This window comes from Gracilibacillus suaedae, assembly GCF_017599345.1.
Lineage (GTDB): Bacteria > Bacillota > Bacilli > Bacillales > Amphibacillaceae > Gracilibacillus > Gracilibacillus suaedae.
Genome location: NZ_JAGFVL010000016.1, coordinates 61,052 through 87,431, shown reverse-complemented (window position 1 = coordinate 87,431; position 26,380 = coordinate 61,052). Strand labels below are relative to the sequence as shown.

Annotated in this window: 24 protein-coding genes and 2 riboswitches; of the genes, 4 read left to right on the top strand and 20 right to left on the bottom strand. The window is 38.4% G+C overall.

All coding sequences use genetic code 11. The features are described 5' to 3' along the window. Genes J5J03_RS02950 through ribD form a run of 3 tightly spaced genes read right to left on the bottom strand, consistent with a single transcriptional unit; the run spans position 1 to position 2,954 of the window. Positions 1–1,221 carry a bifunctional 3,4-dihydroxy-2-butanone-4-phosphate synthase/GTP cyclohydrolase II gene (locus J5J03_RS02950; RefSeq protein WP_208586022.1) on the bottom strand — a complete coding sequence of 407 codons (1,221 nt, stop codon included), beginning with the start codon at positions 1,219–1,221 and terminating at the stop codon, positions 1–3. 12 nt (positions 1,222–1,233) lie between these two features. Continuing rightward, positions 1,234–1,866: a riboflavin synthase gene (ribE, locus tag J5J03_RS02945; protein WP_208586021.1), complete on the bottom strand. Its 633-nt coding sequence runs from the start codon at positions 1,864–1,866 to the stop codon at positions 1,234–1,236. Further along, a complete protein-coding gene (gene ribD, locus J5J03_RS02940) occupies positions 1,866–2,954 on the bottom strand; it encodes a bifunctional diaminohydroxyphosphoribosylaminopyrimidine deaminase/5-amino-6-(5-phosphoribosylamino)uracil reductase RibD (protein ID WP_331460413.1) in 1,089 nt (362 codons plus the stop codon). The genes ribE and ribD overlap by 1 nt, the downstream gene beginning before the upstream one ends. Before the next feature lie 158 nt (positions 2,955–3,112). Then, positions 3,113–3,265, bottom strand: a riboswitch (FMN riboswitch). Between the two features lie 116 nt (positions 3,266–3,381). Between ribD and J5J03_RS02935 the strand changes: the two genes are divergently transcribed. Together J5J03_RS02935 and J5J03_RS02930 are read left to right on the top strand one after the other, a co-directional pair. Continuing rightward, positions 3,382–3,567 carry a PspC domain-containing protein gene (locus tag J5J03_RS02935; RefSeq protein ID WP_208586020.1) on the top strand — a complete coding sequence of 62 codons (186 nt, stop codon included), beginning with the start codon at positions 3,382–3,384 and terminating at the stop codon, positions 3,565–3,567. A gap of 18 nt (positions 3,568–3,585) precedes the next feature. Beyond that, positions 3,586–4,491, top strand: a complete 906-nt coding sequence (locus tag J5J03_RS02930) for a nuclease-related domain-containing protein (RefSeq protein ID WP_208586019.1) — start codon at positions 3,586–3,588, stop codon at positions 4,489–4,491. A 391-nt stretch (positions 4,492–4,882) separates the two neighbouring features. On the opposite strand, the gene murB is transcribed toward J5J03_RS02930, so the two are convergent. The 6 genes from murB to J5J03_RS02900 all read right to left on the bottom strand — a co-directional run bounded on the left by murB (position 4,883) and on the right by J5J03_RS02900 (position 14,338). Continuing rightward, the gene (murB, locus tag J5J03_RS02925) at positions 4,883–5,785 is read right to left on the bottom strand and encodes a UDP-N-acetylmuramate dehydrogenase (RefSeq protein ID WP_208586018.1); all 903 of its coding nucleotides are present in this window, start codon (positions 5,783–5,785) and stop codon (positions 4,883–4,885) included. Between the two features lie 114 nt (positions 5,786–5,899). Beyond that, positions 5,900–6,835: an ornithine carbamoyltransferase gene (gene argF / locus J5J03_RS02920; RefSeq protein WP_208586017.1), complete on the bottom strand. Its 936-nt coding sequence runs from the start codon at positions 6,833–6,835 to the stop codon at positions 5,900–5,902. Then, positions 6,832–10,068 carry a carbamoyl-phosphate synthase (glutamine-hydrolyzing) large subunit gene (carB, locus tag J5J03_RS02915; RefSeq protein WP_208586016.1) on the bottom strand — a complete coding sequence of 1,079 codons (3,237 nt, stop codon included), beginning with the start codon at positions 10,066–10,068 and terminating at the stop codon, positions 6,832–6,834. The genes argF and carB overlap by 4 nt, the downstream gene beginning before the upstream one ends. Next, complete coding sequence (locus tag J5J03_RS02910) at positions 10,061–11,155, bottom strand: carbamoyl phosphate synthase small subunit (RefSeq protein ID WP_208586015.1); 1,095 nt, start codon at positions 11,153–11,155, stop codon at positions 10,061–10,063. Before J5J03_RS02910 ends, carB begins: the two co-directional genes overlap by 8 nt. A gap of 502 nt (positions 11,156–11,657) precedes the next feature. Further along, a complete protein-coding gene (gene argH / locus J5J03_RS02905; RefSeq protein ID WP_208586014.1) occupies positions 11,658–13,082 on the bottom strand; it encodes an argininosuccinate lyase in 1,425 nt (474 codons plus the stop codon). Next, complete coding sequence (locus tag J5J03_RS02900; protein ID WP_208586013.1) at positions 13,079–14,338, bottom strand: argininosuccinate synthase; 1,260 nt, start codon at positions 14,336–14,338, stop codon at positions 13,079–13,081. The genes argH and J5J03_RS02900 overlap by 4 nt, the downstream gene beginning before the upstream one ends. A gap of 400 nt (positions 14,339–14,738) precedes the next feature. Between J5J03_RS02900 and J5J03_RS02895 the strand changes: the two genes are divergently transcribed. Next, positions 14,739–15,668, top strand: coding sequence for a DUF4349 domain-containing protein (locus J5J03_RS02895; RefSeq protein ID WP_208586012.1), 930 nt, complete (start codon positions 14,739–14,741; stop codon positions 15,666–15,668). Positions 15,669–16,288: 620 nt separating this feature from the next. On the opposite strand, the gene J5J03_RS02890 is transcribed toward J5J03_RS02895, so the two are convergent. The 11 genes from J5J03_RS02890 to lepB form a co-directional block, all read right to left on the bottom strand. Continuing rightward, complete coding sequence (locus tag J5J03_RS02890; RefSeq protein WP_208586011.1) at positions 16,289–16,720, bottom strand: DUF4064 domain-containing protein; 432 nt, start codon at positions 16,718–16,720, stop codon at positions 16,289–16,291. 23 nt (positions 16,721–16,743) lie between these two features. After that, positions 16,744–17,691 (bottom strand): ABC transporter permease, encoded by a 948-nt coding sequence (locus J5J03_RS02885; RefSeq protein WP_208586010.1) that lies wholly within the window; start codon positions 17,689–17,691, stop codon positions 16,744–16,746. Further along, positions 17,684–18,601 (bottom strand): ABC transporter ATP-binding protein, encoded by a 918-nt coding sequence (locus J5J03_RS02880; protein WP_208586009.1) that lies wholly within the window; start codon positions 18,599–18,601, stop codon positions 17,684–17,686. Before J5J03_RS02880 ends, J5J03_RS02885 begins: the two co-directional genes overlap by 8 nt. Before the next feature lie 264 nt (positions 18,602–18,865). Next, complete coding sequence (gene thiD / locus J5J03_RS02875) at positions 18,866–19,654, bottom strand: bifunctional hydroxymethylpyrimidine kinase/phosphomethylpyrimidine kinase (RefSeq protein WP_208586008.1); 789 nt, start codon at positions 19,652–19,654, stop codon at positions 18,866–18,868. Between the two features lie 35 nt (positions 19,655–19,689). Beyond that, positions 19,690–20,166 carry a DUF456 domain-containing protein gene (locus J5J03_RS02870; RefSeq protein ID WP_208586007.1) on the bottom strand — a complete coding sequence of 159 codons (477 nt, stop codon included), beginning with the start codon at positions 20,164–20,166 and terminating at the stop codon, positions 19,690–19,692. 454 nt (positions 20,167–20,620) lie between these two features. Beyond that, positions 20,621–21,145, bottom strand: coding sequence for a type 1 glutamine amidotransferase domain-containing protein (locus J5J03_RS02865; protein ID WP_208586006.1), 525 nt, complete (start codon positions 21,143–21,145; stop codon positions 20,621–20,623). Positions 21,146–21,209: 64 nt separating this feature from the next. Continuing rightward, positions 21,210–21,860, bottom strand: coding sequence for a thiamine phosphate synthase (gene thiE, locus J5J03_RS02860; protein WP_208586005.1), 651 nt, complete (start codon positions 21,858–21,860; stop codon positions 21,210–21,212). Further along, positions 21,861–22,646 (bottom strand): hydroxyethylthiazole kinase, encoded by a 786-nt coding sequence (thiM, locus tag J5J03_RS02855; protein ID WP_208586004.1) that lies wholly within the window; start codon positions 22,644–22,646, stop codon positions 21,861–21,863. It lies immediately after the preceding gene. Then, positions 22,643–23,467 (bottom strand): bifunctional hydroxymethylpyrimidine kinase/phosphomethylpyrimidine kinase, encoded by an 825-nt coding sequence (thiD, locus tag J5J03_RS02850; protein WP_208586003.1) that lies wholly within the window; start codon positions 23,465–23,467, stop codon positions 22,643–22,645. Before thiD (J5J03_RS02850) ends, thiM begins: the two co-directional genes overlap by 4 nt. Next, on the bottom strand, positions 23,460–24,158 hold the full coding sequence (gene tenA / locus J5J03_RS02845) for a thiaminase II (protein ID WP_208586002.1): 699 nt from the start codon (positions 24,156–24,158) through the stop codon (positions 23,460–23,462). Before tenA ends, thiD (J5J03_RS02850) begins: the two co-directional genes overlap by 8 nt. 105 nt (positions 24,159–24,263) lie before the next feature. Then, positions 24,264–24,371: riboswitch (TPP riboswitch) on the bottom strand. A gap of 60 nt (positions 24,372–24,431) precedes the next feature. After that, positions 24,432–24,980, bottom strand: a complete 549-nt coding sequence (lepB, locus tag J5J03_RS02840) for a signal peptidase I (protein ID WP_208586001.1) — start codon at positions 24,978–24,980, stop codon at positions 24,432–24,434. 185 nt (positions 24,981–25,165) lie between these two features. Here lepB and J5J03_RS02835 point away from each other — a divergent pair, with 185 nt between their 5' ends. Continuing rightward, the gene (locus J5J03_RS02835; RefSeq protein ID WP_208586000.1) at positions 25,166–26,359 is read left to right on the top strand and encodes a CynX/NimT family MFS transporter; all 1,194 of its coding nucleotides are present in this window, start codon (positions 25,166–25,168) and stop codon (positions 26,357–26,359) included. Positions 26,360–26,380 lie beyond the last annotated feature (21 nt).

Sequence of the window (26,380 nt, the reverse complement as noted above, 5' to 3'; positions counted from 1 at the left end):
TTAAATTCCTCCTCCATCTTGATTACCTTTTACATGCAGTAAATGATCTAATTTTTCTACTTTTGTTTGTAAATATCTCTCATTATTTATATTGGCCGGAATCTCTATTGCTTTTCTTCCTACTAATTCCAGACCATACTCTTCCATGCTTGAAAGCTTGCGTGGATTGTTCGTTAGTAAATGAAGCTTCCCAACTCCCAAATCCCTCAAAATTTGGACACTAATTGCATAGTCTCTTAAGTCATCTGGAAAACCTAACTGGTGATTAGCTTCAACCGTGTCATAGCCTTCTTCCTGAAGTTTGTATGCTTTCATTTTGTTTATTAAACCAATCCCACGGCCTTCTTGGCGCATATAGACAAGCACACCTCGACCAGCTTTTTGGATTTCCTCTAATGCTTTTTCTAATTGTGGCCCACAATCACAGCGTTCTGAACCGAATGCATCTCCTGTTAGACATTCGGAATGAACTCGAACTAGTGTCGGTTCATCAGGATTTAGTTCACCTTTAAATAATGCCACATGCTCTTGACCAGTGTATTTTTCTGTATAGGCAACAAGTTTAAAGTCACCATATGCAGTTGGTAAATTGATTTCCGTTTCCTTTACAATCAATTGGTCATAACGTTTACGGTATTGGATTAATTCTTGAATCGTGATCATTGGCATTTCATGCTTTTCTGCGATTTTTTCCAAATCAGGCTGGCGCGCCATTGTTCCGTCTTCATTCATTATTTCACAAATAACAGCCACTGGCTCTGAATTTGCTAAACGAGCTAGATCAATCGCTGCTTCCGTGTGTCCTGTTCGTTCTAGTACTCCAGCAGTTTTACCAATTAACGGAAAAACATGACCGGGACGATTAAAATCCTGTGCTGTTGTCGTCGCATCAACTAATTTTTGAATCGTTAAGGCACGCTCTTGTGCACTAATTCCAGTATGTGTTGTATGATAATCAATGCTGACGGTAAAATTAGTACCGTGATCATCGGTATTTCGTGTCACCATTTCTCCTAACTGAAAACGATCCGCATAGCTTTTTGTCATCGGTGCACAGATCAATCCACGGCCTTCCTTCGCCATAAAATTAATCACTTGTGAAGTCGTGTGTTCTGCTAGGGCAATAAAATCACCCTCGTTCTCACGATCTTCATCATCCACAACGATGACGATTTCTCCTTTTTTCAATGCTTCTATCACTGCTTCTACTGAGTGTTTCATCGCGGCACCTCCTTAAAATCCAAATTGCTGTAATTTCTCTTCTGTAATACCTGTTGTTTGATTAGATGTTTGCAGGAGACGTTCCATATATTTTGCTAACATATCAAATTCAACATTGACGATATCTCCTTGATTCTTCGCACCAAGAACAGTGGCTGTTTGTGTTTCAGGTATGAGGGAAATGGTGAATCCCTTCTCATCCACTCCAAAAACAGTAAGCGATGTACCATCCACTGCAATCGAACCTTTTAATGTTATATAACGTGTTTCAGGTACGGAAATGTAATAATACTTAGCGTTATCTTCCTGCCATGTTCGTTCAATCGTTCCCACACTGTCTACATGACCGGAGACAAAATGACCACCAAACCTGCCATTCGCATGCATCGCACGCTCTAGGTTCACAACAGATTGTGCAGATAGTTTCGATAGCGATGAACCACGAAACGTTTCTGGAATCACATCAACGGTAAACCAATCTGAATCAAATTTGGTTACCGTCAAACAAACACCGTTGACAGAAATACTGTCACCAAGTGATACATCTTCTGTTACCTTTTTACCTTGTATTTTTAACTGTAAAGCTTGGTTATGCTGGGTAATGGATACTATTTTCCCTTTTTCTTCTACAATACCAGTAAACATCAAGACTCCTCCTTTGGTTTTGCGATTAGCTTAAGATCCGGTCCAATTTGTTGGATATGGATGAATCGCAATAGCTGTGCATCTTTCATCTCTTGAGGGGATGTTCCTCCAATCACGGATCTGGCATCCTGACCTCCTAATAGTTTTGGTGCAATATACCAATGGCATTCATCAAATAATCTTTCTTCCAGAAAAGCTTGATGTATAGTAGCACCACCTTCTACATAGAGGGATTGCACCTTCTCTTCTGCTAACACTTCCATTAAATCGGTTAGTCTTATTTTTTCAGTAGGCAGTTGAATCACTTTGATATGTGGATACTTTGTTGTAAATTGTGCTTTATCTGCTTGATTACCACATACCATCCAAGTTGGTGAAACAGTCTCAAATATATGAAGATCGCCTGTCAGTGATAAATTGGTATCTAAAATAATGCGAATCGGATTTTTTCCGCCTTGGGACAGACGCGTTGTTAAACTCGGGTTATCTTTCTCCACCGTTTGTCGTCCCACTAGAATCGCATCATGTTTATGTCGTTCTTTATGAACATCTTCTCTAGCTTCTGTCGACGTGATCCATTTACTATCACCTGTAGCAGTAGCAGTTTTACCATCCAAGGTAGTCGCTGCCTTCAAGGTAACGAAAGGGCGTTTTTTTTCTAAGTAATGAAAAAAGTGTTGGTTTATTCTTAAGGCTCGCTGTTGTTGAACACCTATTTCTACTTCGATACCAGCATTTTGCAAAATTTCTATACCTTTTCCTGCTACTTTAGGGTTTGGATCAAGGCATGCAATATAGACCTTCTTTACTTCGCTTTTCACTAAGAGTTCTGCACATGGCGGCGTTTTACCGTAGTGAGCACAAGGTTCCAGCGTAACATAGACATCCGCTCCTTTTGCCTTCTCACCTGCTTGAGCAATGGCATGAACTTCTGCATGTGCCTCACCAGCTTTTAAATGGGTACCGACACCGAGCAATTCGCCATTTTTCACGACTACCGCTCCAACTGAAGGATTTGGACTAGTTTGACCTATAGTAGCTTCTGCGAGATTGAGCGCAAGATCCATCCATTCTTCATTCGTTCTCACTTGATCATCACCTTTTGTCCATAAAATCTAAAAAAGCCCTAGGCGATATACCTAGGGCTTGTGTATTTCAATTCATAGTAAAGAACTTGGTTTTGTGGTTACATCGCTACGGGGACACAAAAAAACTACTTTTCCCCATAGAAAAGTCACTACGTCACCAATTCCTTTTCCCATCCAGACTATTACTGTCGGCTTTGGATTTTCACCAAATCCACCTTCACATGTTTTACATGATCCGGGTCACGGACTAAAAAAGCGTTTTTGCTTTTATCACCGTCGGTCGGGAATTACGCCCTGCCCCAAAGGAATCTTAATCGCTTATTTTATTATGTAAATAGTATATAGAATTTTTCCTTTGAATGCAAAGTATCTGTTTTGTTACCTTGTGGAAAAATGTGTTAATATGAAAAGGATAGGAGGTGATGACATGAGACGAAGACCGAGAAAGTCAGGTAGTGATCGATCTGTTCATGGTGTATGTGGTGGTATTGCTGAATATTTTGGTATATCATCCTTCTTGGTTCGTCTTCCTTTCGTACTTTTTATTCCTGCAGGGCTTATTGTTTATATTGTACTAACAAATCTAATCGATGAACCACCATATTCTTTATAGTTGGCAAGGAGTGCTGTGATGATCTTAAAGCCCCTAAAAAAACCGTATGAACTGCAAGTCTTCGAAGCATTAGACTCTCGATTTACTTTTACCAAAAAAGAAATGAGCTATTTTCATAATCTAAAACTAGGTTATGAAGGTGAAAAAAACTTTGAGCAATTGTTAAGAGATTCATTTAATGATGATTATTTAATCATAAGTGATATTCGACTTGAAGTTGGAACTACTAGTTTTCAAATTGATTCGATTCTATTAACTGGAAGCACCATTCACCTTATTGATGTGAAAAATTTCTCCGGAGATTACAAGTATGATGAAAAACGTTGGTATAAGCTGCCTGATAAAGAAATTACTAATCCTCTCTTACAACTAATGCGGAATGAAACTTTAATGAGGCAAGTCTTACAACAACTTCATGTGAATCTTCCTATTGAAAGTTTCAATGTCTTTATCAACCCCGAATTCACACTCTATCAGGCTCCATTAAATAAATATTTTATTTTCCCAACACAAATAAATAGATTTATAAACACATTGAAAAACAAAGCACCAGTAGCTTCACTTCAACACGATTTAGCTAATCAATTGATTGCTAGAGATATTGGTAATTATCCACATCCTTCTATTCCTTCTTATAAATATGATCAGTTAAATAAAGGGATGCGGTGTCGTAATTGCCATTGTTTGTCTATTGAGATTGTGGGAAGAAAATGCTTATGTCACAAGTGCAAAACTGAGGAAGAATGTCATCAAGCAGTTTTACGCAATATTACAGAATTACAATTACTTTTTCCAAATGAGAAATTAACTACTAATCTGGTTTATAGCTGGACTGGCAAAGTCTATTCAAAGAAAAGTCTTAAAAGAATTCTTGACACACATTTTAAACGCGTAGGTTCAAATAAATGGCTATATTATATTTAAGATCTAAAGTATTGGCCGAAGCTTTATCTATTTTTTAGAGGGAGACTTCTCGAAGACACTTTTTCCCTTTTTTGCTTCCTTTTGTCTTCGAGAGCGCTTCTCGAGGACACTTTTTCTCCTTTTTGCTTCCTTTTGTCTTCGAGAACGCTTCTCGAGGACACTTTTTCCCTTTTTTGCTTTCTTTTGTCTTCGAGAACGCTTCTCGAGGACACTTTTTCCCTTTTTTGCTTTCTTTTGTCTTCGAGAACGCTTCTCGAGGACACTTTTTCCCTTTTTTGCTTTCTTTTGTCTTCGAGGATGCTTCTCGAGGACACTTTTTCCCTTTTTTGCTTCCTTTTGTCTTCGAAAACATTTCTTGAAGAAAACTCACAATTTGTTTTTAACTAAAACTTCAGTCTTCCCCCAATATCCTAACTTCCCGCTCTAAGTCCACTCCAAATTTTGCTTTTACTTCTCGTTGGACCATCTCAATCACAGAGATATAGTCACTAGCTGTAGCATTGTTTTTGTTTACGATGAATCCTGCATGTTTAGTGGATACTTCTGCTCCACCTATACCTTTTCCTTGTAATTCACTGTCTTGAATCAGCTTTCCGGCAAAATATCCTGGGGGTCGTTTGAACACACTACCGCAAGATGGGTATTCTAAAGGTTGCTTGGATTCTCGTTTATAGGTTAAATCATCCATCACTGCTTTGATTTCATCAAAGTCACCCGCCTCTAAGCTAAAGGTTGCTTCTAATACAATATAGCCTTTTTCCGCAATATTACTTGTACGGTATGCTAAGTTGAAAGCGTCAGCCGATAAGCGATGTACAGCTCCGGCAGAATCGACAATAAGGGCGCTTTCCAAGCAATCTTTCACCTCTCCACCATAGGCACCCGCATTCATGTACAATGCACCGCCAACCGTTCCCGGGATACCACAAGCGAATTCTAACCCAGTTAAATGTTCATTCAAAGCAAAACGCGATGCATCGATAATCCGAGCACCACTCTCCGCAATCACTTTCTCCCCGTCTCTTCGAATGCCTAGGAACTTTTTCAAACTTAAGACAATTCCTCGAATTCCACCATCTTTTACGATTACATTAGAACCATTGCCCAACAATGTAAAAGGGACAGATGTATGATTAGCATAACGGATGATTTCCTGGACTTCTTCGACGGTGGAAGGTGTTACAAAAAAGTCAGCTTTTCCACCTAATTTTGTATAAGTATGGTTCTTTAATTCTTCATCTATCAAAATATGTTCTGGATTTATAATATTTCGTAACTCTTTTAAGATACTCATGTGCGATCAATCCTTTTATTTTCTATTGTGTAATGCCACACAATTAATCTTTATTATAGCAATAACAAATTATGAACTGCAAACATGAAAAAACTAGATCTCTAAAAAAGAGATCTAGCCCATCAATGCAACCATTAATGCTTTTTGTGCATGTAATCTATTTTCCGCTTCTTGAAAAACAACCGATTGTGGTCCATCAATAATTTCTGCGGTGACTTCTTCCCCTCTATGTGCTGGTAAGCAATGCATAAAGATGGCATCTTGCTTGGCATTGGAGAACAATTCTTTATTCACTTGATAGTCGATAAAAGCTTTCTCACGTTGCTTTTGTTCTGCTTCTTGCCCCATGCTTGCCCATACATCGGAGTATATTACATCCGCATCCTTCACAGCTTCTACAACATCTTCGGTTACCAGTACTTCACTACCATCTACAAAAGACTGTGCTTGCTCCACTATCTTATTATGAGGCTGATAACCCTTCGGTGCCGCAACAGCAACGTCCAAGCCCATTTTTGAACAACCAATCATTAATGAATGAGCCATATTGTTGCCATCACCAATATAAGCAAGTTTTAAGCCTTCCAATTTCCCCTTTTCCTCTTTAATAGTCTGCAGATCTGCTAATACTTGGCAAGGATGATAATCATCCGTTAAGCCATTTATCACAGGAATGGAGGCATTCTCTGCCAAGTCTTCAACATCTTGTTGGGAAAAGGTACGAATCATTATTCCGTCTAGGTAACCGGACAATACTTTAGCCGTGTCTGAAATTGGCTCGCCTCTACCTAATTGGATATCATTAGAGCTTAAAAATAACCCCATTCCACCTAGCTGATAAATCCCTGTTTCAAATGATACACGGGTACGAGTGGATGATTTCTCGAAAATCATCCCCAGTGTTTTTCCTTTTAACGGTTGATACAACTCACCGTTTTTTTGTTTTTGTTTGATTTGTACTGCCAGTTCTAATAAATATGCTATTTCAGCTTTAGAGTAATCTGCTAGTGTCAGGAGATCTTTCCCTTTTAGTTGTTCTTTGATACTCATGGCATCGCACGCTCCTTTTTATTTAAGTCTGGTTTATTACTACGATGGTTCTGAATAGATTCCGGTGATTCAAGTTCTGCCGTTGTTGCTTCGATATAGGCACTTAACGTGTCATTTGAAGTAAAATACAATGTATCGGAACGCAATGCTGCCTCACGTAATGAAACATGCTGATCTTTTTCACCAGTACGGTGTGTATCGGCAATAAAAGCATACTTCTCGTCTATACATTTTTGTTCTGCTTCTTTAAGTTTTGTTATCGTATTTACTTGGAATCCGTGTTCCGTTAATAATGCTGCGGTTTCCTCATCAGCTTCCATAGCTGCTTTTATAACATTCAATTGTTTCTGAAGTTTTTCATCTATTTTAGCAAGAGATAAGAAAATCGTATCTTGTTCACTTAATGCATTAAGACTATCTTCTTTCCAGCCAAAAGCTTTTGCCATTGCCTGTTCTACCGTTGAACCAAGTCCGATTGCTTCACCGGTTGATTTCATTTCAGGCCCTAGAATCGGGTCTAATCCTGGCAACTTGTTATTAGAGAATATCGGCATTTTCACTGCATAATAAGGTACTTCTTGATGGAGACCAAGCTTCCATTCTTGATCACTCAATGCTTCTCCCATTTGTACACGCGTCGCCAAATCCACCATCGGAACACCCGTTACCTTACTTGCAATTGGCACCGTCCGGGAAGCACGTGGGTTCACTTCCAATACATAAATCGTTTTTCGGTCTTCACTTAAAACAAACTGGATATTCATAATCCCTTTAACATTTAGTTCTTGAGATATTTTTTGTGCGTATAATTCAATCGTTTGTTTATGTCCTTCAGTCAAATTCGGTGCCGGGAAAATAGCCACACTATCACCAGAGTGCACCCCTGCTTTTTCCACATGTTCAAAAATACCTGGAATTAATACATCTGATCCATCACAAATTGCATCAATTTCTACTTCATATCCTTCGATGTAACGATCAATTAATAATGGAAAAATCCGATTACCATGTGCTTTCGCCTGTAATTCTGCCAAATAGTCAACAAGCTGGCTTTCATTATGCAAAATCACCATTCCTTGACCACCAATAACATAGGATGGACGCATTAAAATCGGATAGCCAATTTCATTTGCGACTGCTTTGGCATCCTCTACCGCCATTACCGTACACCCAGGAATATGAGGAATATTTAATCGTTGTAAAAGTTGATAAAATAAGTCACGATCTTCTACAGCTTCAATAGCTTCTAGTGCTGTACCAGCAATCTTAACTCCTGCTTTTTGCAAACCATCCGCTAGATTAATAGCGGTTTGACCTCCAAATTGAACCAAGACACCTTGGGCATTTTCCTTTTCAATGACATGTAACACATCTTCAACAGTTAATGGTTCAAAATAAAGGTGATCTGCCGTGTTAAAGTCGGTACTTACGGTTTCAGGGTTGTTATTAATGACAACCGCATCAATACTTTGACCTTGCAGTGATTTAGCAGCATGAACTGAGCAATAGTCAAATTCCACCCCTTGACCAATACGAATTGGGCCAGAGCCTAGTACAACCATCCGTTTATCTCCATTCAACGATTCTACCTCATCCCATTCATTCCAGGAGCTGTAAAAGTAAGGTGTTTCTGCCGAAAATTCAGCAGCACAAGTATCCACCATTTTATAGGAAGGTGCCAGTTTTTCTGCTTTTATTTTCTGTTGAATCTTTGCTACGTCGACATGTAACAGCTTAGCTAACGTAAGATCAGAAATACCAAAAGCTTTCGCATCTTTTAAGTCATGTTTCGTGATCGACTCCCAGTCTTTCGCTGCTATTTCTTTTTCCTTTGTAATCATTGCTTCTAATTCATACAAAAAGTAATTGTTAATCGCTGTAATGTCGTGGATCTCTTCCACTGTCATGCCCCTGCGTAAGCCTTCCGCAACCACAAATAACCGTTCGTCTGTCGCTTTATCCAGCGCGGTATGTAGTTCCTTTTCAGATAACTTTTCCACACCAGGTAAATGTAAAGAATCGAGTCCAATTTCTAGTGAGCGAATCGCCTTATTGATTGCCATTGGAAAGTTACGTGCCAGCGCCATCACTTCACCCGTTGCCTTCATTTGCGTACCTAGGAGACGATCTGCCTCAGTAAATTTATCGAATGGCCAGCGTGGGATTTTAGCTGCAATGTAATCAATCGCTGGCTCAAAACTTGCATACGTGTCACCTGTAATCGGGTTAATCACCTCATCCAAGTAATAACCTAGCGCTACTTTTGCCGCAATCCGTGCAATGGGATATCCAGTTGCTTTCGACGCTAACGCACTGGAACGACTTACCCTCGGGTTTACTTCAATAATGATATAGTCATCATTCTCCGGGTTCAGGGCAAATTGGATATTACATCCACCAATGACACCTAACTCGCGGATAACCCTTATCGATGAAGTTCGAAGCATTTGATATTGACGATCTGTTAACGTTTGAGATGGTGCGACAACAATACTGTCTCCCGTATGGACTCCAACTGGATCAAAGTTTTCCATGTTACATACGATGATGCAAGTATCATTGGAATCACGCATTACCTCATACTCAATTTCCTTCCAGCCTTTCACACTTTGCTCAATCAAAACTTGACTGATCGGACTATAGTGAAGCCCGTTTTTTACGATAGTACGTAATTCCGCTTCATTATTGGCAATACCTCCACCAGCGCCACCTAATGTGTATGCAGGACGTACGATCATCGGATAGCCAACTTTATCAGCAAAACGGACAGCTTCGTCAACAGAAGAAGTGGAAAGACTCTCGGCAATTGGTTCGTCGATATCTTTCATCATCGATTTAAAGATCTCACGGTCTTCCCCTTTTTGAATCGTTTCGAGCGGTGTACCTAATAACGTAACATCGTATTTTTCCAACACACCCGCTTCATCTAATAAAACGGCCATGTTAAGACCTGTCTGGCCACCTAAAGTAGGCAAAATACCATCAGGTCTTTCTTTTTCAATAATTTTCGTGATCGACTCACAGGTTAATGGTTCCAAATATACTTTGTCTGCTATATTTTCGTCCGTCATAATTGTAGCAGGATTATTATTAACTAGAATTACTTCTACGCCATCTTCTTGTAAAGCAAGACATGCTTGAGTACCGGCGTAATCAAATTCGGCTGCCTGCCCAATCACGATTGGACCGGAGCCGATTACAAGTACTTTCTTTATGTCGTCTTTCTTAGGCATGCTGTTTCTCTCCCTTAGTAATAAACTGCTGAATAAAATCTACAAATAAATGATGAGTATCGATCGGACCAGGATGCGCCTCAGGGTGAAATTGCACTGTCATTAACGGTTTTGTTTTATGTTTTAACCCTTCAACTGACTTATCATTAACATTTACGTGTGAAACGTACCAATTTTTCATATTTACAGAATCATAGTCAACTACATAGCCATGATTTTGCGATGTAATCATTACTTTACCAGTTTGTAAGTCTTTCACTGGGTGGTTACTGCCTCTGTGTCCATACGGTAAACGTTTAGTTGTTGCGCCATGTGCGAGTGCAATTAGCTGGTGCCCTAAACAAATACCCATTGTCGGAAAGCTTTCTGATATTTGTTTAATGTTTTCCGATAAATGTGCCAAAGCTTGTGGATCACCAGGACCATTGGATAATAATACACCATCCGGATCCAATGATTGAACCTCGATAAAAGTGGTATGATAAGGCACAACAGTTACGTCACACCCCAATTCTAATAATGATTTAGCAATAGAATGCTTATAGCCAAAGTCCATTATGACCACATGTGGTGCTGGATGATTCATTAAAATTTCCGTGTTGTAACTCCTTTTTTCCTTAACCGATACCGTTGAAACAACATTTGGATTAACGGTAGTATGGACAGGATTTTCGTTAGGATCCTGTGTTATCTTACCATACACTTCTCCGTGCTCACGGATAATACGCGTCAGCGCTCTTGTATCAATATGAGAAAGTGCCGGAATATCGTGCTCCTCCAACATTTCCAATAGTGTATTTTTAGATTCATAGTGTTCTGGGTTATGACTAGGTGTTGAGATGATAAAACCTTTTAAAGATGGTTTAATACTTTCATAATCGATTTCGTTCCAGCCATAGTTTCCAATTAACGGATAGGTCATGGTAACGATTTGACCTGCATATGATGGGTCTGTCATCACTTCCTGATAGCCAGTCATCGCTGTATTAAATACAAGTTCCCCCTCTGCTTGCTTATAGGTTCCAAGCCATTTACCCTCTAAAACATCCCCCGTATTTAAAACAAGATAACCTGTAGTTTCTGACATTGTGCTCCTCCTCCAATATCTAGCAATATATGATCTCATTTCACATTAGTTTTTCATCTTTAATTATTTATAATTATACTATATAATTTATATTTATGCATTATTTTTTTGGAATTTTTGAAGATCATTTTATCTTTGTTAAGAAGAACCAGGAAAGCCCACCCGGTCCTTTTCATTGACCAAAATAATATATCGATGGTATAAAGTAGTTATTTTGAGATGGATATTGAACGTAACAACCGCTACGGCTTGCCCACTTCGCTTTCCGTGGGGCGTGTCTTCAGCTAACTTTTGTAAAGAAGATCGCTTTACAAAAGTGGATCTTCTTTACAAAAGTTAGCTTAGGCGAAAATCCCATGGAAAGGGAAGTGGACAGCCGTAGCGATGGTTGTTTCCTGTACAAGCTATTTCAAAATGGCTACTCTGCTTAACGCAGTCATTGCGTTGATTTCTTTCCATATAAGAAAAACGCAACTGAAAAAGACCAGCTGCGTTCCTTCTTTTATTTTTTAAGAACATTTACCTTTTCTTCATGGATTTCAATCCATGCTCCCGTTTCTGTGAGGCGATTTTCCGCTTGTTCAATTTGATCCTCAACACGATTTTTCGCTGTTCCACCGACAACGTCACGAGCATTGACAACAGACTTCGGTGATAGTACGTCGTAAATATCTTCATTGATTAACTCAGAAAAACTTTGGAAATCTGCTAAACTTAAATCAAGCAAATATTTATTTTCCTGAATACAATGCAATACAACTTGCCCGACAACCACATGGGCTTCGCGGAATGGTAAATCTTTATTCACCAAGTAATCCGCTAAATCCGTTGCATTAGAAAAATCCTCCGCAACAGCCGCATACATATTTTCCTTTTTCACTTCCATTGTCTCGATCATTGGTGCAAAAAGAGCAAGCGCTCCTTTTAAGGTTTCCATCGTATCAAACATACCTTCTTTATCCTCTTGCATGTCCTTATTATATGCAATTGGTAAACCCTTCAAAGTAGTAAGCATCCCCATTAAGTTTCCATAGACACGACCTGTTTTTCCTCTTACTAATTCAGCCACATCAGGATTTTTCTTCTGAGGCATCATACTGCTTCCTGTACAGAATGCATCATCTAATTCGACGAAATTGAACTCGGCACTTGACCATTGTACTAATTCTTCACTTAAACGAGATAAGTGCATAATCGTTAATGAAGCGTTGGATAAAAATTCAACGACAAAATCACGATCACTGACGGCATCTAAGCTATTCTCCACTACACCGTCAAAATTCAGTTTCTCTGCAACATAATGACGATCGATCGGAAATGTTGTACCGGCTAATGCTCCTGCACCAAGTGGTGAGCGATTCACCCTTTTGAAACTGTCAGATAACCTTTCCACATCACGTTCAAACATCGAGACATATGCCATCATATGATGGGCGAACAACACCGGCTGCGCTCGTTGCAAATGCGTATATCCTGGCAAGATGGTATCCAAATTCGCCTTAGCTTGTTTTAAAAGCGCCTCTTGCAAATTCTTCAGTAATTCAACTAATGTTACAAGTGAATCGCGTAAATACAAACGCATATCCAGTGCTACCTGGTCATTTCTACTTCGCCCAGTGTGTAATTTACCACCAACAGCACCGATTTCATCAATAAGCAGTTTCTCGACATTCATATGAATATCTTCGTTTGCTTCTGTTAACTCTGCTTCGCCAGCTTTAATTTTTTCCGCTACAACCTTCAAACCTTTTTCAATTGTTTCAGCATCTTCTGTCGGGATAATCTCACATTTCGCAAGCATTTCCACATGTGCCAAACTTCCTTGAATATCGTATTGTGCTAATTTTTTATCAAAGCTGATCGATGCTGTATACTCATCGACTAATTCATTTGTTGGTTTTGTAAATCGTCCGCCCCATAATTTCATAGCTTCACTGATTCCTTCATATCAATTTTCGTTTTTTCCATAATTTTCGCTTTGTCAGCATGCACATTGTTTACAGTAGAGTGAACTTTTGTCGGTAAGCCCCAAAGCTTGATAAAGCCTAGTGCTGCCTCATGATCAAACTCATCACCTTTACTATATGTTGCAAGGTTTAAGTCATATAATGAGTTATCTGATTTTCTACCTACTACAAATGCTTGCCCTTTGTATAACTTCACTCTTGCTACACCATTAACATATTTTTGTGTTTCAGCAATAAATGCTTTTAACGCATCCGTTAACTGAGTAAACCATAGACCATCGTAAATCGCTTGTTCTAATTGTTGTTCAACTACTGGTTTGAATTTGGTTACTTCTCTTGGAAGTGTAATGGTTTCAATTTCTCTATGTGCTTGAATTAATGTCATAGCTGCTGGCGCTTCATAAATCTCACGTGATTTAATCCCAACAAGACGATTTTCTACATGGTCAATTCTCCCAATACCGTGTTTTCCAGCAATTTGATTCAATTCTAAAATCAATTCGTGTAAAGGAAATTCCTTACCATTTAAAGCTACTGGCTTTCCTTGTTTAAATTCGATTTCAATCATTTCTGGTTCATCTGGTGCATTAACTGGATTTTCTGTTAACTCAAATGCATCTTCAGGAGCTTCAGCCCATGGATCTTCTAAAATACCACACTCATTTGCACGACCCCATAAGTTTTGGTCTACACTATATGGACTATCCAAATCGATTGGAATCGGAATCCCATGTTCTTTCGCATATGCAATTTCTTCATCTCTTGTCATGCCCCATTCACGTACTGGCGCCTCAATCTTCAACTCTGGATTGAGAGATGTAAAGGCAACATCGAAACGAACCTGGTCATTACCTTTACCAGTACAACCGTGCGCTACTGCCACCGCACCTTCTTTTTCTGCAATATCAACTAATACCTTTGCAATTAAAGGACGAGAAAGTGCTGATACTAATGGATATTTATCTTCATACATGACATTTGCTTGTAATGCTGGTAAAACAAAATCTTCTGCAAAAAGCTGTTTTGCATCAACGGAATATGATTTAATCGCTCCTACGTCAATCGCTTTATTCTTCACAAATTCTAGATCTTTTCCTTCGCCTACATCTAAACCAACCGCAATAACATCATAATTATATTTATCCTGTAACCATTTAATCGCAACTGATGTATCAAGTCCCCCGGAATATGCTAAAACTACTTTTTCTTTGCTCATGTAATAATCTCTCCTTAAGTGATAGTCGAAATGTTCGTTTGATTAATTATGTATTATTATGCACCATATAGTATATTAATTCAATAGTTATCTTGAATTTTTTTTATTTTTTTATTAGAAAAAATTAGTTTTCCCTCAGCAGTTTTTTATCCATCATTTAAGGTTAGTGATACATATAGAGGGAGGGATCTTTTTTCATTAAACGAATTTTTTAAGACTGAGACCATACAGATGATTGGCACCTTGCTAAATCAAGAGAACGTATAGTATCTCACCTTCTTTTATAAAGCGAACCACACTTAGGTAAAAACATACACAAATATGAATAAATATAAATTAACTAATTAAATGTAACCTATCTGAATTGGCTACGTCTAATCCAACAAAAGGAGTGGTCAATTTGAAAAAAATAGTATTTATATTGGTGTTGATTGTTTTTCTTTCTGCTTGCTCCAACGATGCTGATGACAGCAGCTATGAATCGGCAGACAGTGATATAGCGACTAGCGAAGAATCCAGCCAGTCTGGTATGAGTACAAATGATAGTCAATTGGACAATAGGGTGGAAATGGAACAAGCAGAGGAGGAACCGGCAAGTGAAGCTAATGAAGATAACTTGGAAAATGTAGAGGGAAGGAAAATTATCCATAATGCTCAGTTACATTTAGAAACAGAAACATTTGATGAAACGGTTAATTTTTTAGAGACAGAAACAGCTAATTATGATGGGTATGTTGTCAATTCCAATTATTCCAATCATAGAGAGGAAGCTGAACGATTTGGCAGAATGACCATCCGAATACCAGCCGGTCAGTTTCAGGATTTTATCGCAATAGTGGAAAATGGTGATTTAAAGATTTTGAATAAATCAGTTAGCGGAGAAGACGTTACGGAACAATATGTCGACTTAACATCCAGGTTAGAATCAAAAGAAGTAGTGGAAAAACGATTACTTGCTTTCATGGAAGAAGCTGAAAAAACGGAGGATTTATTAAAGATCTCCAATGATTTAGCAGATGTACAGGAGGATATTGAACAATTAACGGGGAAAATTAATTATTTAGAAAATCAGTCTGATTATGCAACCATTGATATAGAACTGACCGAACGCAGAGTTGATATGCCTTCCGTTCAAGATGAGTCACTGAGTACATGGGAAAAAACACAGGACCAATTCTTGAAAAGTATCCAAGCAATTCTGTCGATCGCTTCTGGACTTTTTGTATTTCTAGTCGGCAATGCTCCGATTATTATTTTATTCCTAATTATTGGACTCGTCGTCTATTTCGTTATTAAAAATACAATCCAAAAAAGGGAAAATAATAATTAGATTAATATGATAACCATAATGTATTTGGCATGAGAAACAGGCAATCAGGAAAACTGCTAAATAAAACGATAAGCTTTCCCGGGGAAATTGAATTAACCGGGAAAGCTGTCAAATGAAATGAGAGTTTTTCTTTGCAAAGTTAGATGAGGCCGTGCCCACGGTATAGGATACACGGCGAATGCAAGCTTTTAGCAGATGTTGACTTATGACCTTAGGGTGAAAGCGAAGTAATTAGTCGGAGCTTTGCAAATACACATAAAACATTTCAAAATAACTACTTCGCTTAACACGGTCATGGCACTGCTCTTATACTTTATTGTCTTTAAGAAAAACCGAGCAAAACCCGCTCAGTCCTTATGACTTTTCTCTAGCATCCACTATGAACTACTTGAACAGCTTGACCACCGCTTCGGCTGACTTGCACTAGCTAGCTTTCAAAATGCCAACCCCATCTGTATAGCCATTCTTGCTTCTTAAAATATATGTTTTAAATCACCTTTTCCTATACATACTTGCTTATAAAAGCTGTGATATCAATGGTTATATACTTTCTTTCCATAATAAAAAAGCTTAAACCCTTCACTTGCGGTTGAAAGGGATTTAAGCTTTTTACTGTATTTTTAATACTGCTCCATGTTTATTTCTTGCTTTGGCTTACGGACGAGTCCCATGATACCGGCTATGATATAGAAAATTCCGGCAAAGATTGCACCGCCAAATGTAATGATTGTTGTTACACCACCGACAACAAGTAAAATGATACTTGCAGCTTTTGGCTTACTGTTTCCTTTAAATAAGAACATCGCAACAATACCTGCTACAATAGCTATTAACGCCCCAACAATCATTATAGTACCCACTGATCCAATTGTATCCAATAATGGCATGATTTCATCGATTTGGTTTTGAGTAACTGTCGGATCTTCTTGCAGCATCTCCTGCATCAAATCATTTTCCCCATCTAACATCCGGAACAATCCGCCAAATAATGCTCCCAAGGAATAGACAAATGCTCCAATAATCGATAATACTACCTCTACTGTTCTTTTCATTTCTTCTACTCTCCCCTTACCTATTAATTTCCTGCAATATCACGCTTTGTAAATGTTAACCATGAAACTAGTAAAAACAACACAAAGTATACCACTAAGACTGTAATCGAAAACCCTAGTGTCATGCCATCAATAATTGGGCTTCCACTTCCAATATATTGATTCAAATTGGTATTAGCAAACAAAATATATTTCGCCCAATCATACTCTGCAACGAAACCAATAATAGTGTTTCCTGTAAACATTAAGAATATCGCTAATCCTATTGCCATCGCACTACTTCTAAATAATGTTGAAATCATAAAAGCAAATGTTGCCATCATCACTAAATTTACCATATTTAAACCGTATTGTGTAAATATTTCTGCAAAAATAGAGACTTCTTCCACTTCATTTGCACCCATTTGAACCAAATTAGGATTCCAGCCATTGATACCAAAGAAAATTGCACCTATAACTAAACTAATTATAAATAGAAAAACAAGCATCGTTACAGAAAATAGTAAAACTGATACAAACTTCGATAATAAAATTTTAGTCCTGGAAATTGGTCGAATTAATAATAATTTGATCGTGCCCCATCGATATTCATTTGAAATAATGCCTGCTGCCACAATAATAGTAAATAAACTAATGATCATGGACAACCCAGCATTCTCAAGCGTAAATTGCCATGCATCATATGGATGAGGCTTGACATCATTCTCTATATGATATTCATTTACAGCTATTTCAGAATCAAAACCTACAAATCCCACATCCTCATTCATCTCAAGCAGCTCCTCATTTTCTTGTGCGAGCTGCCCTTTCCAATCATCACCATAGGTTTGTTCATTTTCTTCTCCAAAAATAAACACAATGAGAGCTCCGACTAAGAGAATACCTGCCAAAATAATATACATGGACCAAGTAGCAAAACGCGAATAAAGCTTCATTTGTTCATTCTTTAATAATGATATAAAGTTAAGCAATCGTATTCTCTCCAATCAACTCGAAAAATTTATCTTCCAATCTACTTCGTTCTACTGCTACTTCATAGATTGCTATATCTTCTTCCACTAATTTCCTCACCAATTGTGGTACGGTGCTTTTTGCGAGATTTGCCACCACGCGATCTTGAACGATTTTGGTTTCTAGTTCAAGTTGAGCTTGGAGAATAGACTTCACTTTTTCGTTATCATCCACGTCAAGCTTTACCGTAACATGGTCATTCTCAGTATTTGTATCTTGTACTTCTTCTACCGTGATTAGTTCACCATTCTTAATAATACCAATCCGATCGCACATTAATTCTATCTCAGATAATAAGTGACTGGATACAATCACCGATACTTGTTCTTGTTCGGCTAGATTTCTTATGTAGGTCCTTATTTCACGTATACCCGCTGGATCCAACCCGTTAGTTGGTTCATCTAATATTAAAATAGATGGTTGATGTAGTAATGCTTGAGCAATCCCCATTCTTTGCCTCATACCTAATGAATATTTACCGACCTTCTCATGAATAGCTTTTTCCAAACCTACTAATCTAATCACTTCTTTTATTCGTTCATCGGTAATATCAGGTATCATGCGAGCGTAGTGTTTAAGATTTTTCCACCCCGACATAAATGGATACATCTCCGGGTTTTCGACGATTGCACCTACATACTGGATCGCTTCTTTGAAGTTATTTTTTATACTGACTCCATTGATTTTGATATCCCCTGATGTAATTTTCATTAAACCTACCATCATGCGAATAGTAGTTGTTTTACCGGCACCATTGGGTCCTAAAAAACCAAATACTTCGCCGCGTTTAATCGTAAAATTCAACCCTTTTATTATTTGTTTATTGCCTATCGATTTATGTACATCTTGTAATTCCATTGATGTAGTCATTTCGCACCTCCTCCTTATTCCATATTCTATACGTAACAACACAGCATTTCGTTTCATTATTCACTTGATTTTTTGGCAACTTTCTATTATGATACTATATATAACAACTGATGTTATATAATATTACATCTAATACAAAAAGAAGCAGTTCGCATAAACTACTTCTTTTGACAAGTTGTTATCATATCTTATTTGTTCTATCTTTTTCTTGGCAGTTGCAATTAGGCAACTGCCCTTTTTTAGTCTCTCATCATACAACTTCGCTTATTCCTGTCTGGCTGCACCGTGTCTAACTGACCCGATACCAGTCCCAAACGATAAAGCATGTTCAATAGTAGCGTGTACAAATTGTTTACTCGTTTGAATAGCTTGCTTGATCGGTACACTTTTAGCTAACTCGGCAGTTAAACAAGCGGCATATGTACAACCTGCTCCACTGGTATGTATCGTATTAATCAAAGGCATGCGAAATACCTCAACTGTTTGACCATCATAATAAATATCAACTGCCTGCCCCTCTACATTTCCACCTTTCAATAATACAGATTGAGGTTTGAGTTCATACAAGTCTTTCGCTGCTTCTTTTAAAACATGAAGCTCAGATCGAATTTCTCGGCCTAATAACTTTTCTGCTTCCAATCGGTTAGGAGTGATCACGGTCGCTTGCGGAATTAATTGTTTCTTTAATACTTCGATTGCATCATCCGCTAACAGTTGTGACCCCATTTTGCCAACCATCACTGGATCTACTACTCTATTTGGAACAGGTAGTTCCTTAAGCATACTACTTACTTTTTCTATAATTTTTGTTGAAAAAAGCATACCTGTTTTAATAGCATCTACACCAACCATTTCTGTTGCAGCGTAAAACTGTGCTTCAATCTCTTCTATATCTCGAATAAAAATCCCTTGATTTGTTCTGGAATTATTGGCAACTGTTGCGGTAATTACGGACATTCCGTATACGTCCCGTTCCTGGAATGTCTTTAAGTCCGCTTGAATACCAGCACTTCCTTGTGCAGCTGCTCCAGCTATTGTTAATACTCTCTTCATTTGTAACACCTCGACGTCTGATCAATTGCTTTGCATTAAATAACGATGAAAAACCAGATAATCATAATCAACTGAATCACGATTTTGGCAAAGGTTCCACTAAGAAAGCCAATCAATGAGCCCAGCGCGGCCCTGAATGCATCTTGTGTAGTGTTTTTCTGGATCAATTCCGTTATGACAACTAATATAAACGGAACAATAATAATACCGAATGGTGGGATAATAAATGAGCCAACAATGACCCCGAGGGCAGCCAGCCGCTCCCCTGCTTTGCTGCCACCGAATTTCTTCACAAAATAGCTATTGGCAATGATATCGGAAAATATCAACAGTAACGTCAAAACAGCCATCGCTATCCAAAAGATCCACCCAATATTATCGATCGTGAGCGCAAATTGATATATCAAAAAACCAATCCAAATCACCAATACGGAAGGTATAATCGGGAATATAATCCCCACAAATGCCAACACAAAACATACGATAATCAATATCCACCATACAATATCCATATATCAAATCTCCTAATTCTACAAATTACAAGTAGTTCTTTGTATTGCTAGTTCGCCCATTACATGAAAGCTTCAGTAGTTTTGTTGTCTATCCTAGTTTATTCTACAAATCTTCGCTCTCTTTATTCAGATTTGTTCGTTATCCTGGTTTATTCTACAAATCTCCGCTCTCTTCATTCAGATTTGTTCGTTATCCCGGTTTATTCTACAAATCTTCGCTCTCTTCATTCAGATTTGTTTGTTATCCTGGTTTATTCTACAAATCTTCGCTCTCTTTATTCAGATTTGTTCGTTATCCTAGTTTATTCTACAAATCTTCGCTCTCTTCATTCAGATTTGTTCGTTATCCCGGTTTATTCTACAAATCTTCGCTCTCTTCATTCAGATTTGTTTGTTATCATCATTTCTATTACAAAAAAATCTTACAAGGAAATCCCTGTAAGATCAAGTTTGATTACTGATTAGCTAAATAGTCAGCGTATGCTTTCACATATGGAGGTAAATCTGGTGGACGGCGACTAGAGATAAGGTGTCCATCTGTTACGACCGGCTCATCACTCCATAATCCACCAGCATTGGTCATATCATCTTTGATACCTGGTGTACTTGTTACCTTTTTGCCACGTAAAATACCAGCAGATATTAGTACCCAGCCTGCATGACAAATTTGCCCAATTGGCTTCTGGGCTTGATCCATATAACGGACCATCTCTAATACTTCTGGAAATCTTCTTAGTTTATCTGGTGCCCATCCGCCTGGCACAAGAATACCGTCATAATCCTCTGCATTAATATCAGAAAAGGCATATTCAGACTCCGCTGGAACACCATACTTACCAATATATTTTTGGTTAGCCTCTTTCCCGACAAGATGCACCGTTGCACCTTCTTCACGTAAACGTAGGACAGGATACCATAATTCCAGATCTTCAAAATCCTCGTCCACTAGGGCAATAACTTGCTTATTTTCAAGACGCACAATACTACCTCCTTTTAGTTAGATAATATTAGTGTATCAAATCTACCCCTACATTATCGAATTATTACTCTTCAAAAAAATAATTCACATGCTCGTAGAAAGTTGCTGCCGTGCTTTCGGGGTTCGGGGATTGACTAATTGCCGAAATGATTGAAATGCCATCAGCTCCAGCCCGCATCAGCTCGATCACATCTCCTAATTGAATACCACCAATCGCCACAATCGGCAGACCTCCTACGTTATCCCTTATTTCTCGTAATCCTTCTGCTCCGATTGGTTTTTTAGCATCAGCTTTGGTATTTGTGCTCAAAATAGGGCCAACCCCAATATAATCGGCACCATCATTTTTTGCCTGTACTGCTTCCCGAACATTTGTAGATGACACACCGATGAACCAATTTGCAGGTACTATTTTTCTCACTTCATGTATGGACATATCCTCTTGACCAACATGAACACCATCAGCTTCTATTTCTAGTGCTAAGTCTACATCATCATTTACTAAAAAAGGGACATCGTATTGATGACAAAGCTTTTTCATATCAATGGCTAATTGCTTTTTGGCTTCCCCTGTTAACGCATCACGTCCTTTTTCACGAAATTGGAAAAGGGTGATCCCACCTTTCAGTGCTTCTTCCAATACATATAAAGGATCTTGTTCCGTATTATTACTTCCAAGAATAAAATATACTTGCAATAAATCACGTTTCATCATTTAGGAACTCCTAGTTATTTGTTTTTTCTTGTTGACTGTTTCGCTATCCACTGCAGACAATTGATCTAGAAACGCTATTTGGAAACTGCCCAGAAATTCCTGTTGATCTGCGGCATTTTCTGCAGCCACACCATAATAACTAAGGGCATCTGTTGCTGCTTCCACCACATTATCACTCACCGCTAAGAAGGCCGCAATAACAGCTGATAACAGACATCCTGCACCAGTAACTTTAGTTAGGAGGGAATGACCATTGGAGACTCTAACTTGCGTATCCCGATCGACAACCACGTCTTCTGCTCCTGTAATGACTAAAGGTACCTTTAGTGTCTTAAAAGCCAAACTTGCTAACTGTAGAACATCGATATCACTCGAACCATCGACACCACGAACTTCGGTATCTACTCCCGCTAAATTAGCAATTTCTCCAGCATTACCTCTAATACATGTTACCTTCACTTCTTGTAGGATACGTTTAGCTGAGCCTGTGCGGAATGTAGTTGCACCTACACCAACCGGATCTAACACAACAGGAACTCCTGCTTGATTGGCTGCTTTACCAGCCAAGATCATTGCGTCCACTTGTTCTGTTGTCAATGTACCAATATTTAAAACAAGGCTACTTGCCATTTGCGCCATTTCTTCTACTTCTTCTCTTGCATGAGCCATCACAGGTGCTGCACCGACAGCATATAAACCATTTGCTGTAAAGTTCATGACGACTTGATTGGTGATATTATGAATCAATGGTTGCTGCTTTCTAACTTTTTCAATTAAATGACTCACTTAGATACCTCCCTTTGTCCAGGTAAACTTTTTAGCCTGTAGCCCCAATGGTTAGTCGGACCATACCCATTACCTAATTCGAGAGGGTATTGAATAGCATCGGTAATAAAGTCCTTACTAATAACTACCGCATCTTTTATCAGTTTGCCTTTTGCCAATTCGGCAGTGATGGCGGCCGAAAAGGTACAACCTGTACCATGTGTATGCTTCGTATCAAAGCGAACAGCTTTTAAATAGTGGAAATTTTCACCATCATATAAAACATCTACTGCTTCACCTTCTAAATGACCGCCTTTGACAACAGCAGCCTTCGCACCAAGATCATTAACAATTACTTTCGCCGCTTTTTCTGCATCTTGATTATCGTGAATCTCAAAACCTACTAAAATTTCTGCTTCTGGAACATTTGGTGTAACCACTGTAGCAAGTGGGATCAAGGTATTGCGAATGACTTGTCTTGATTTTTCATCCATCAATGAATCACCACTTTTGGCCACCATAACTGGATCAATCACGTACGGAATATCCGAATTTGCTAATTTTTTAGCTATTAATTCCATCATCTCAACAGTAGCAATCATCCCTGTCTTTATTGCTTGTGGTGGAATATCTGTTAAAACGGCATCTAATTGTTTTTCAATAAAATCAATACTTAAATGCTGTACATCCTGAACACCAAGCGTGTTTTGCGCTACGACGGAAGTAATCACACTCATTCCGTAAACTTCCTGTTCCTGGAACACTTTTAAATCCGCTTGAATTCCTGCCCCACCTGAAGGATCTGTTCCAGCTATCGTGAGGGCTGATGCTACCTTATGCATGTTGTTTCCCCTTTCCAGCTAATGAAAACGGCCATTCTTCCACCTGATAAGCCATTTCCCAGAATAAATACTCTAGCTGACAGCTTTTAATAAAAGCTAGCTTGGCTTTTTGTTTTTCTTCTTTTCCGACATTTTGTGCCCATTTATCTAAACGCTCACAAAGTTCCGTTGTCACAGACGCTGTATCTTCTTTAGCATAAAATGTAATCCAGTCATAAAAAGGATGTTCCTCGGTTGGTTGATACTTATCTTTTAAGTAATGTCCGACCTCTAAATATGTCCATGGGCAAGGTAACAACGCTGCGATTAATTCCCCCATACTTCCTTGTTGTGCAACACTTTTCATATGGGCTACATAATGATCTGCTGTTGGTGGCAATGGGAATCCTTGCAACTCATCATAGCCAACTCCTGCGACCTGACACAAATTATGATGTGGATGAATTTCACTATTTAGGATAAAACCGATCTTTTCATAGAAATACGTCATATCTTCTCTAGTGCTGCTTTTTGAGATGGCGATACCATAGATATTCATAAACGCATTGAGATACTCAAAATCTGCTTTTACATAATGAATAATCGCTTCTTTATGCAAATTTCCTTCTCCAATTCCAACAACAAAAGGGTGTTCAAAAATACCTTCATAAATATCATCTGCTGCTACACGTAATTCTTGACTAAAAGTCATTTCTCCTGCCTCCAGAATATATATTTTCATAATAAAAAGCCGCTCGCGGGTAGCGGAGCGGCTTTTGAATAGTCCATATCAAAATTGAGGTGTATGTCGTTCACACACCATCCGACTCCACTTTCCTACGCTGGTCTTAACCAGTTCAGGTTCAAAGGGATCAAGAAATACATTCTTATCTCAGCTGCTCATGCAGCACCCCTAGCGGAATTTCTATTATGAAGTTATTACCAATAAAACACGGATACGGTAAATTGTCAAGTTTATCCGTTCCTACTTAATAATCTCAAATGATTCAAGCGGCCAAATACGCATTTTAACATCTCCAATGACTGCTTCTTCATCTACAAAGCCAAATTCACGGCTATCTTTACTAACTCTTCGATTATCACCTAAAACAAATATTTTCCCTTCAGGAACTTGTTCCTTACCAGTCAATTCTTTAAGTGTAAAATCATTTGTCAGCTTTTGACCTTCAGATAGCGCTGCTTTGGAGTCTTCAAGATAAGTCTCTTCATAGAGCTTTCCATTAATATATAGGTTATCACTTTTCATTTCGATCGTATCGCCCGGAAAGCCTATTACTCTCTTAACATAGTTATCATTCGAATCAGGTGCTTTGAAGGCAATTTCGTCAAAACGATCGATACTGCTTATCTTACTCAAAATAATCCGGTCACCATTTTCTAAATTCGGCATCATCGATTCACCTTTCACAACGGAAGGGGTAATCAAAAAGTGCCGACACAGAAGCACAATAATAACAGCAACCAACAACGCCTTCAACCATGAGAGTAATTCTTTAACAACCTTATTCTCCATTGTAGACCTTCTTTCATCATAATTAACTTCCACTTGAGATTTATTACGGTGCGACCCCCACTAATGGAAGTCTTACTTTATGTATGGTATTCTATTATAATCCGATTTTTACTAATAGTTTCTTACTTATTTTAGCATATTCTGTATGACATTTGTTAATAAAAACATAGAAATAAGGTGAAAAAATGGAAAGAGCACCACACTTAACTAAAAAGCATTATACAATTCTTTTTATCATTGGTATTATTCTTTTAGCTTTTAATTTAAGACCCGCAATCACTTCAGTCGGTCCCATTATTGGTATTATGCGTGAAGATTTATCGATCAGCAATTGGAGCGCTGGCTTTTTAACCAGTTTGCCTCTCATTGCCTTTGCTTTTATGTCACCTATTGCACCGAGGATTGCCAATCGGACCACTAATGAAAAAGCATTACTGTATGGACTCATCACATTATTGATTGGTATTTGGATTCGCTCTACAGCAGCCATTACCCTATTATTTGTCGGTACCATATTAATCGGTGTAGGTATTGCGATCATTAATGTCATTTTACCAAGTCTCATTAAAAGTAATTTCCCAGAGAAAATTGGTTTAATGACAGGTGTTTATACAACGTCCATGTCTATTTTTGCCGCATTAGCCTCCGGTTTAAGTGTACCACTCACATCAACTGCTGGACTTGGGTGGAAATGGTCATTAGCGAGCTGGAGTTTACTCGTAATTATCGGTATTGTTGTCTGGCTAATCACAATGCATAAAGCACCTCTAAGAGAAGATAGTGAGCTGTACGAACCAAGCACTGTTCCATTATTACGTTCACCTGTTGCATGGCAAGTCACGTTTTTTATGGGATTACAATCCTTTTTATTTTATGTAACGATCTCATGGTTAGCTGAAATATTGATCTCCAATGGTTTCTCAGGGTCAGTTGCCGGATGGTATGTAGCATACATGCAATTCATCAGTTTGCCTGCGACTTTCTTTACACCTGTTATTGCAGGTAAACTGAAAAACCAACAACCTGTTGTTGCTGTTTTTGGGGTGTCAGGCATTATCGGTTATAGCATGCTATATGTTGAACCAGGTATGATTGGATCTACTATTGCTATTACACTAATTGGCATAATGTTAGGAGCAAGCATAAGCTTAGCCTTGGCCTTGCTAGGACTAAGGACCACTAATGCAAGACAAGCTGCTGAATTATCAGGAATGGCACAATCTTTTGGTTACCTGTTAGCGTCGGTTGGACCGATAGTCATTGGACTTATTTTTGACATTACCAGCCATTGGCAACCTTCCATTATGATGATACTATTTGTTACATTAATCATGACTATTTTTGGTTTAGGTGCCAGCAGAAATAAAAAAGTATTATAACCTCCTACGTTTAATACATTG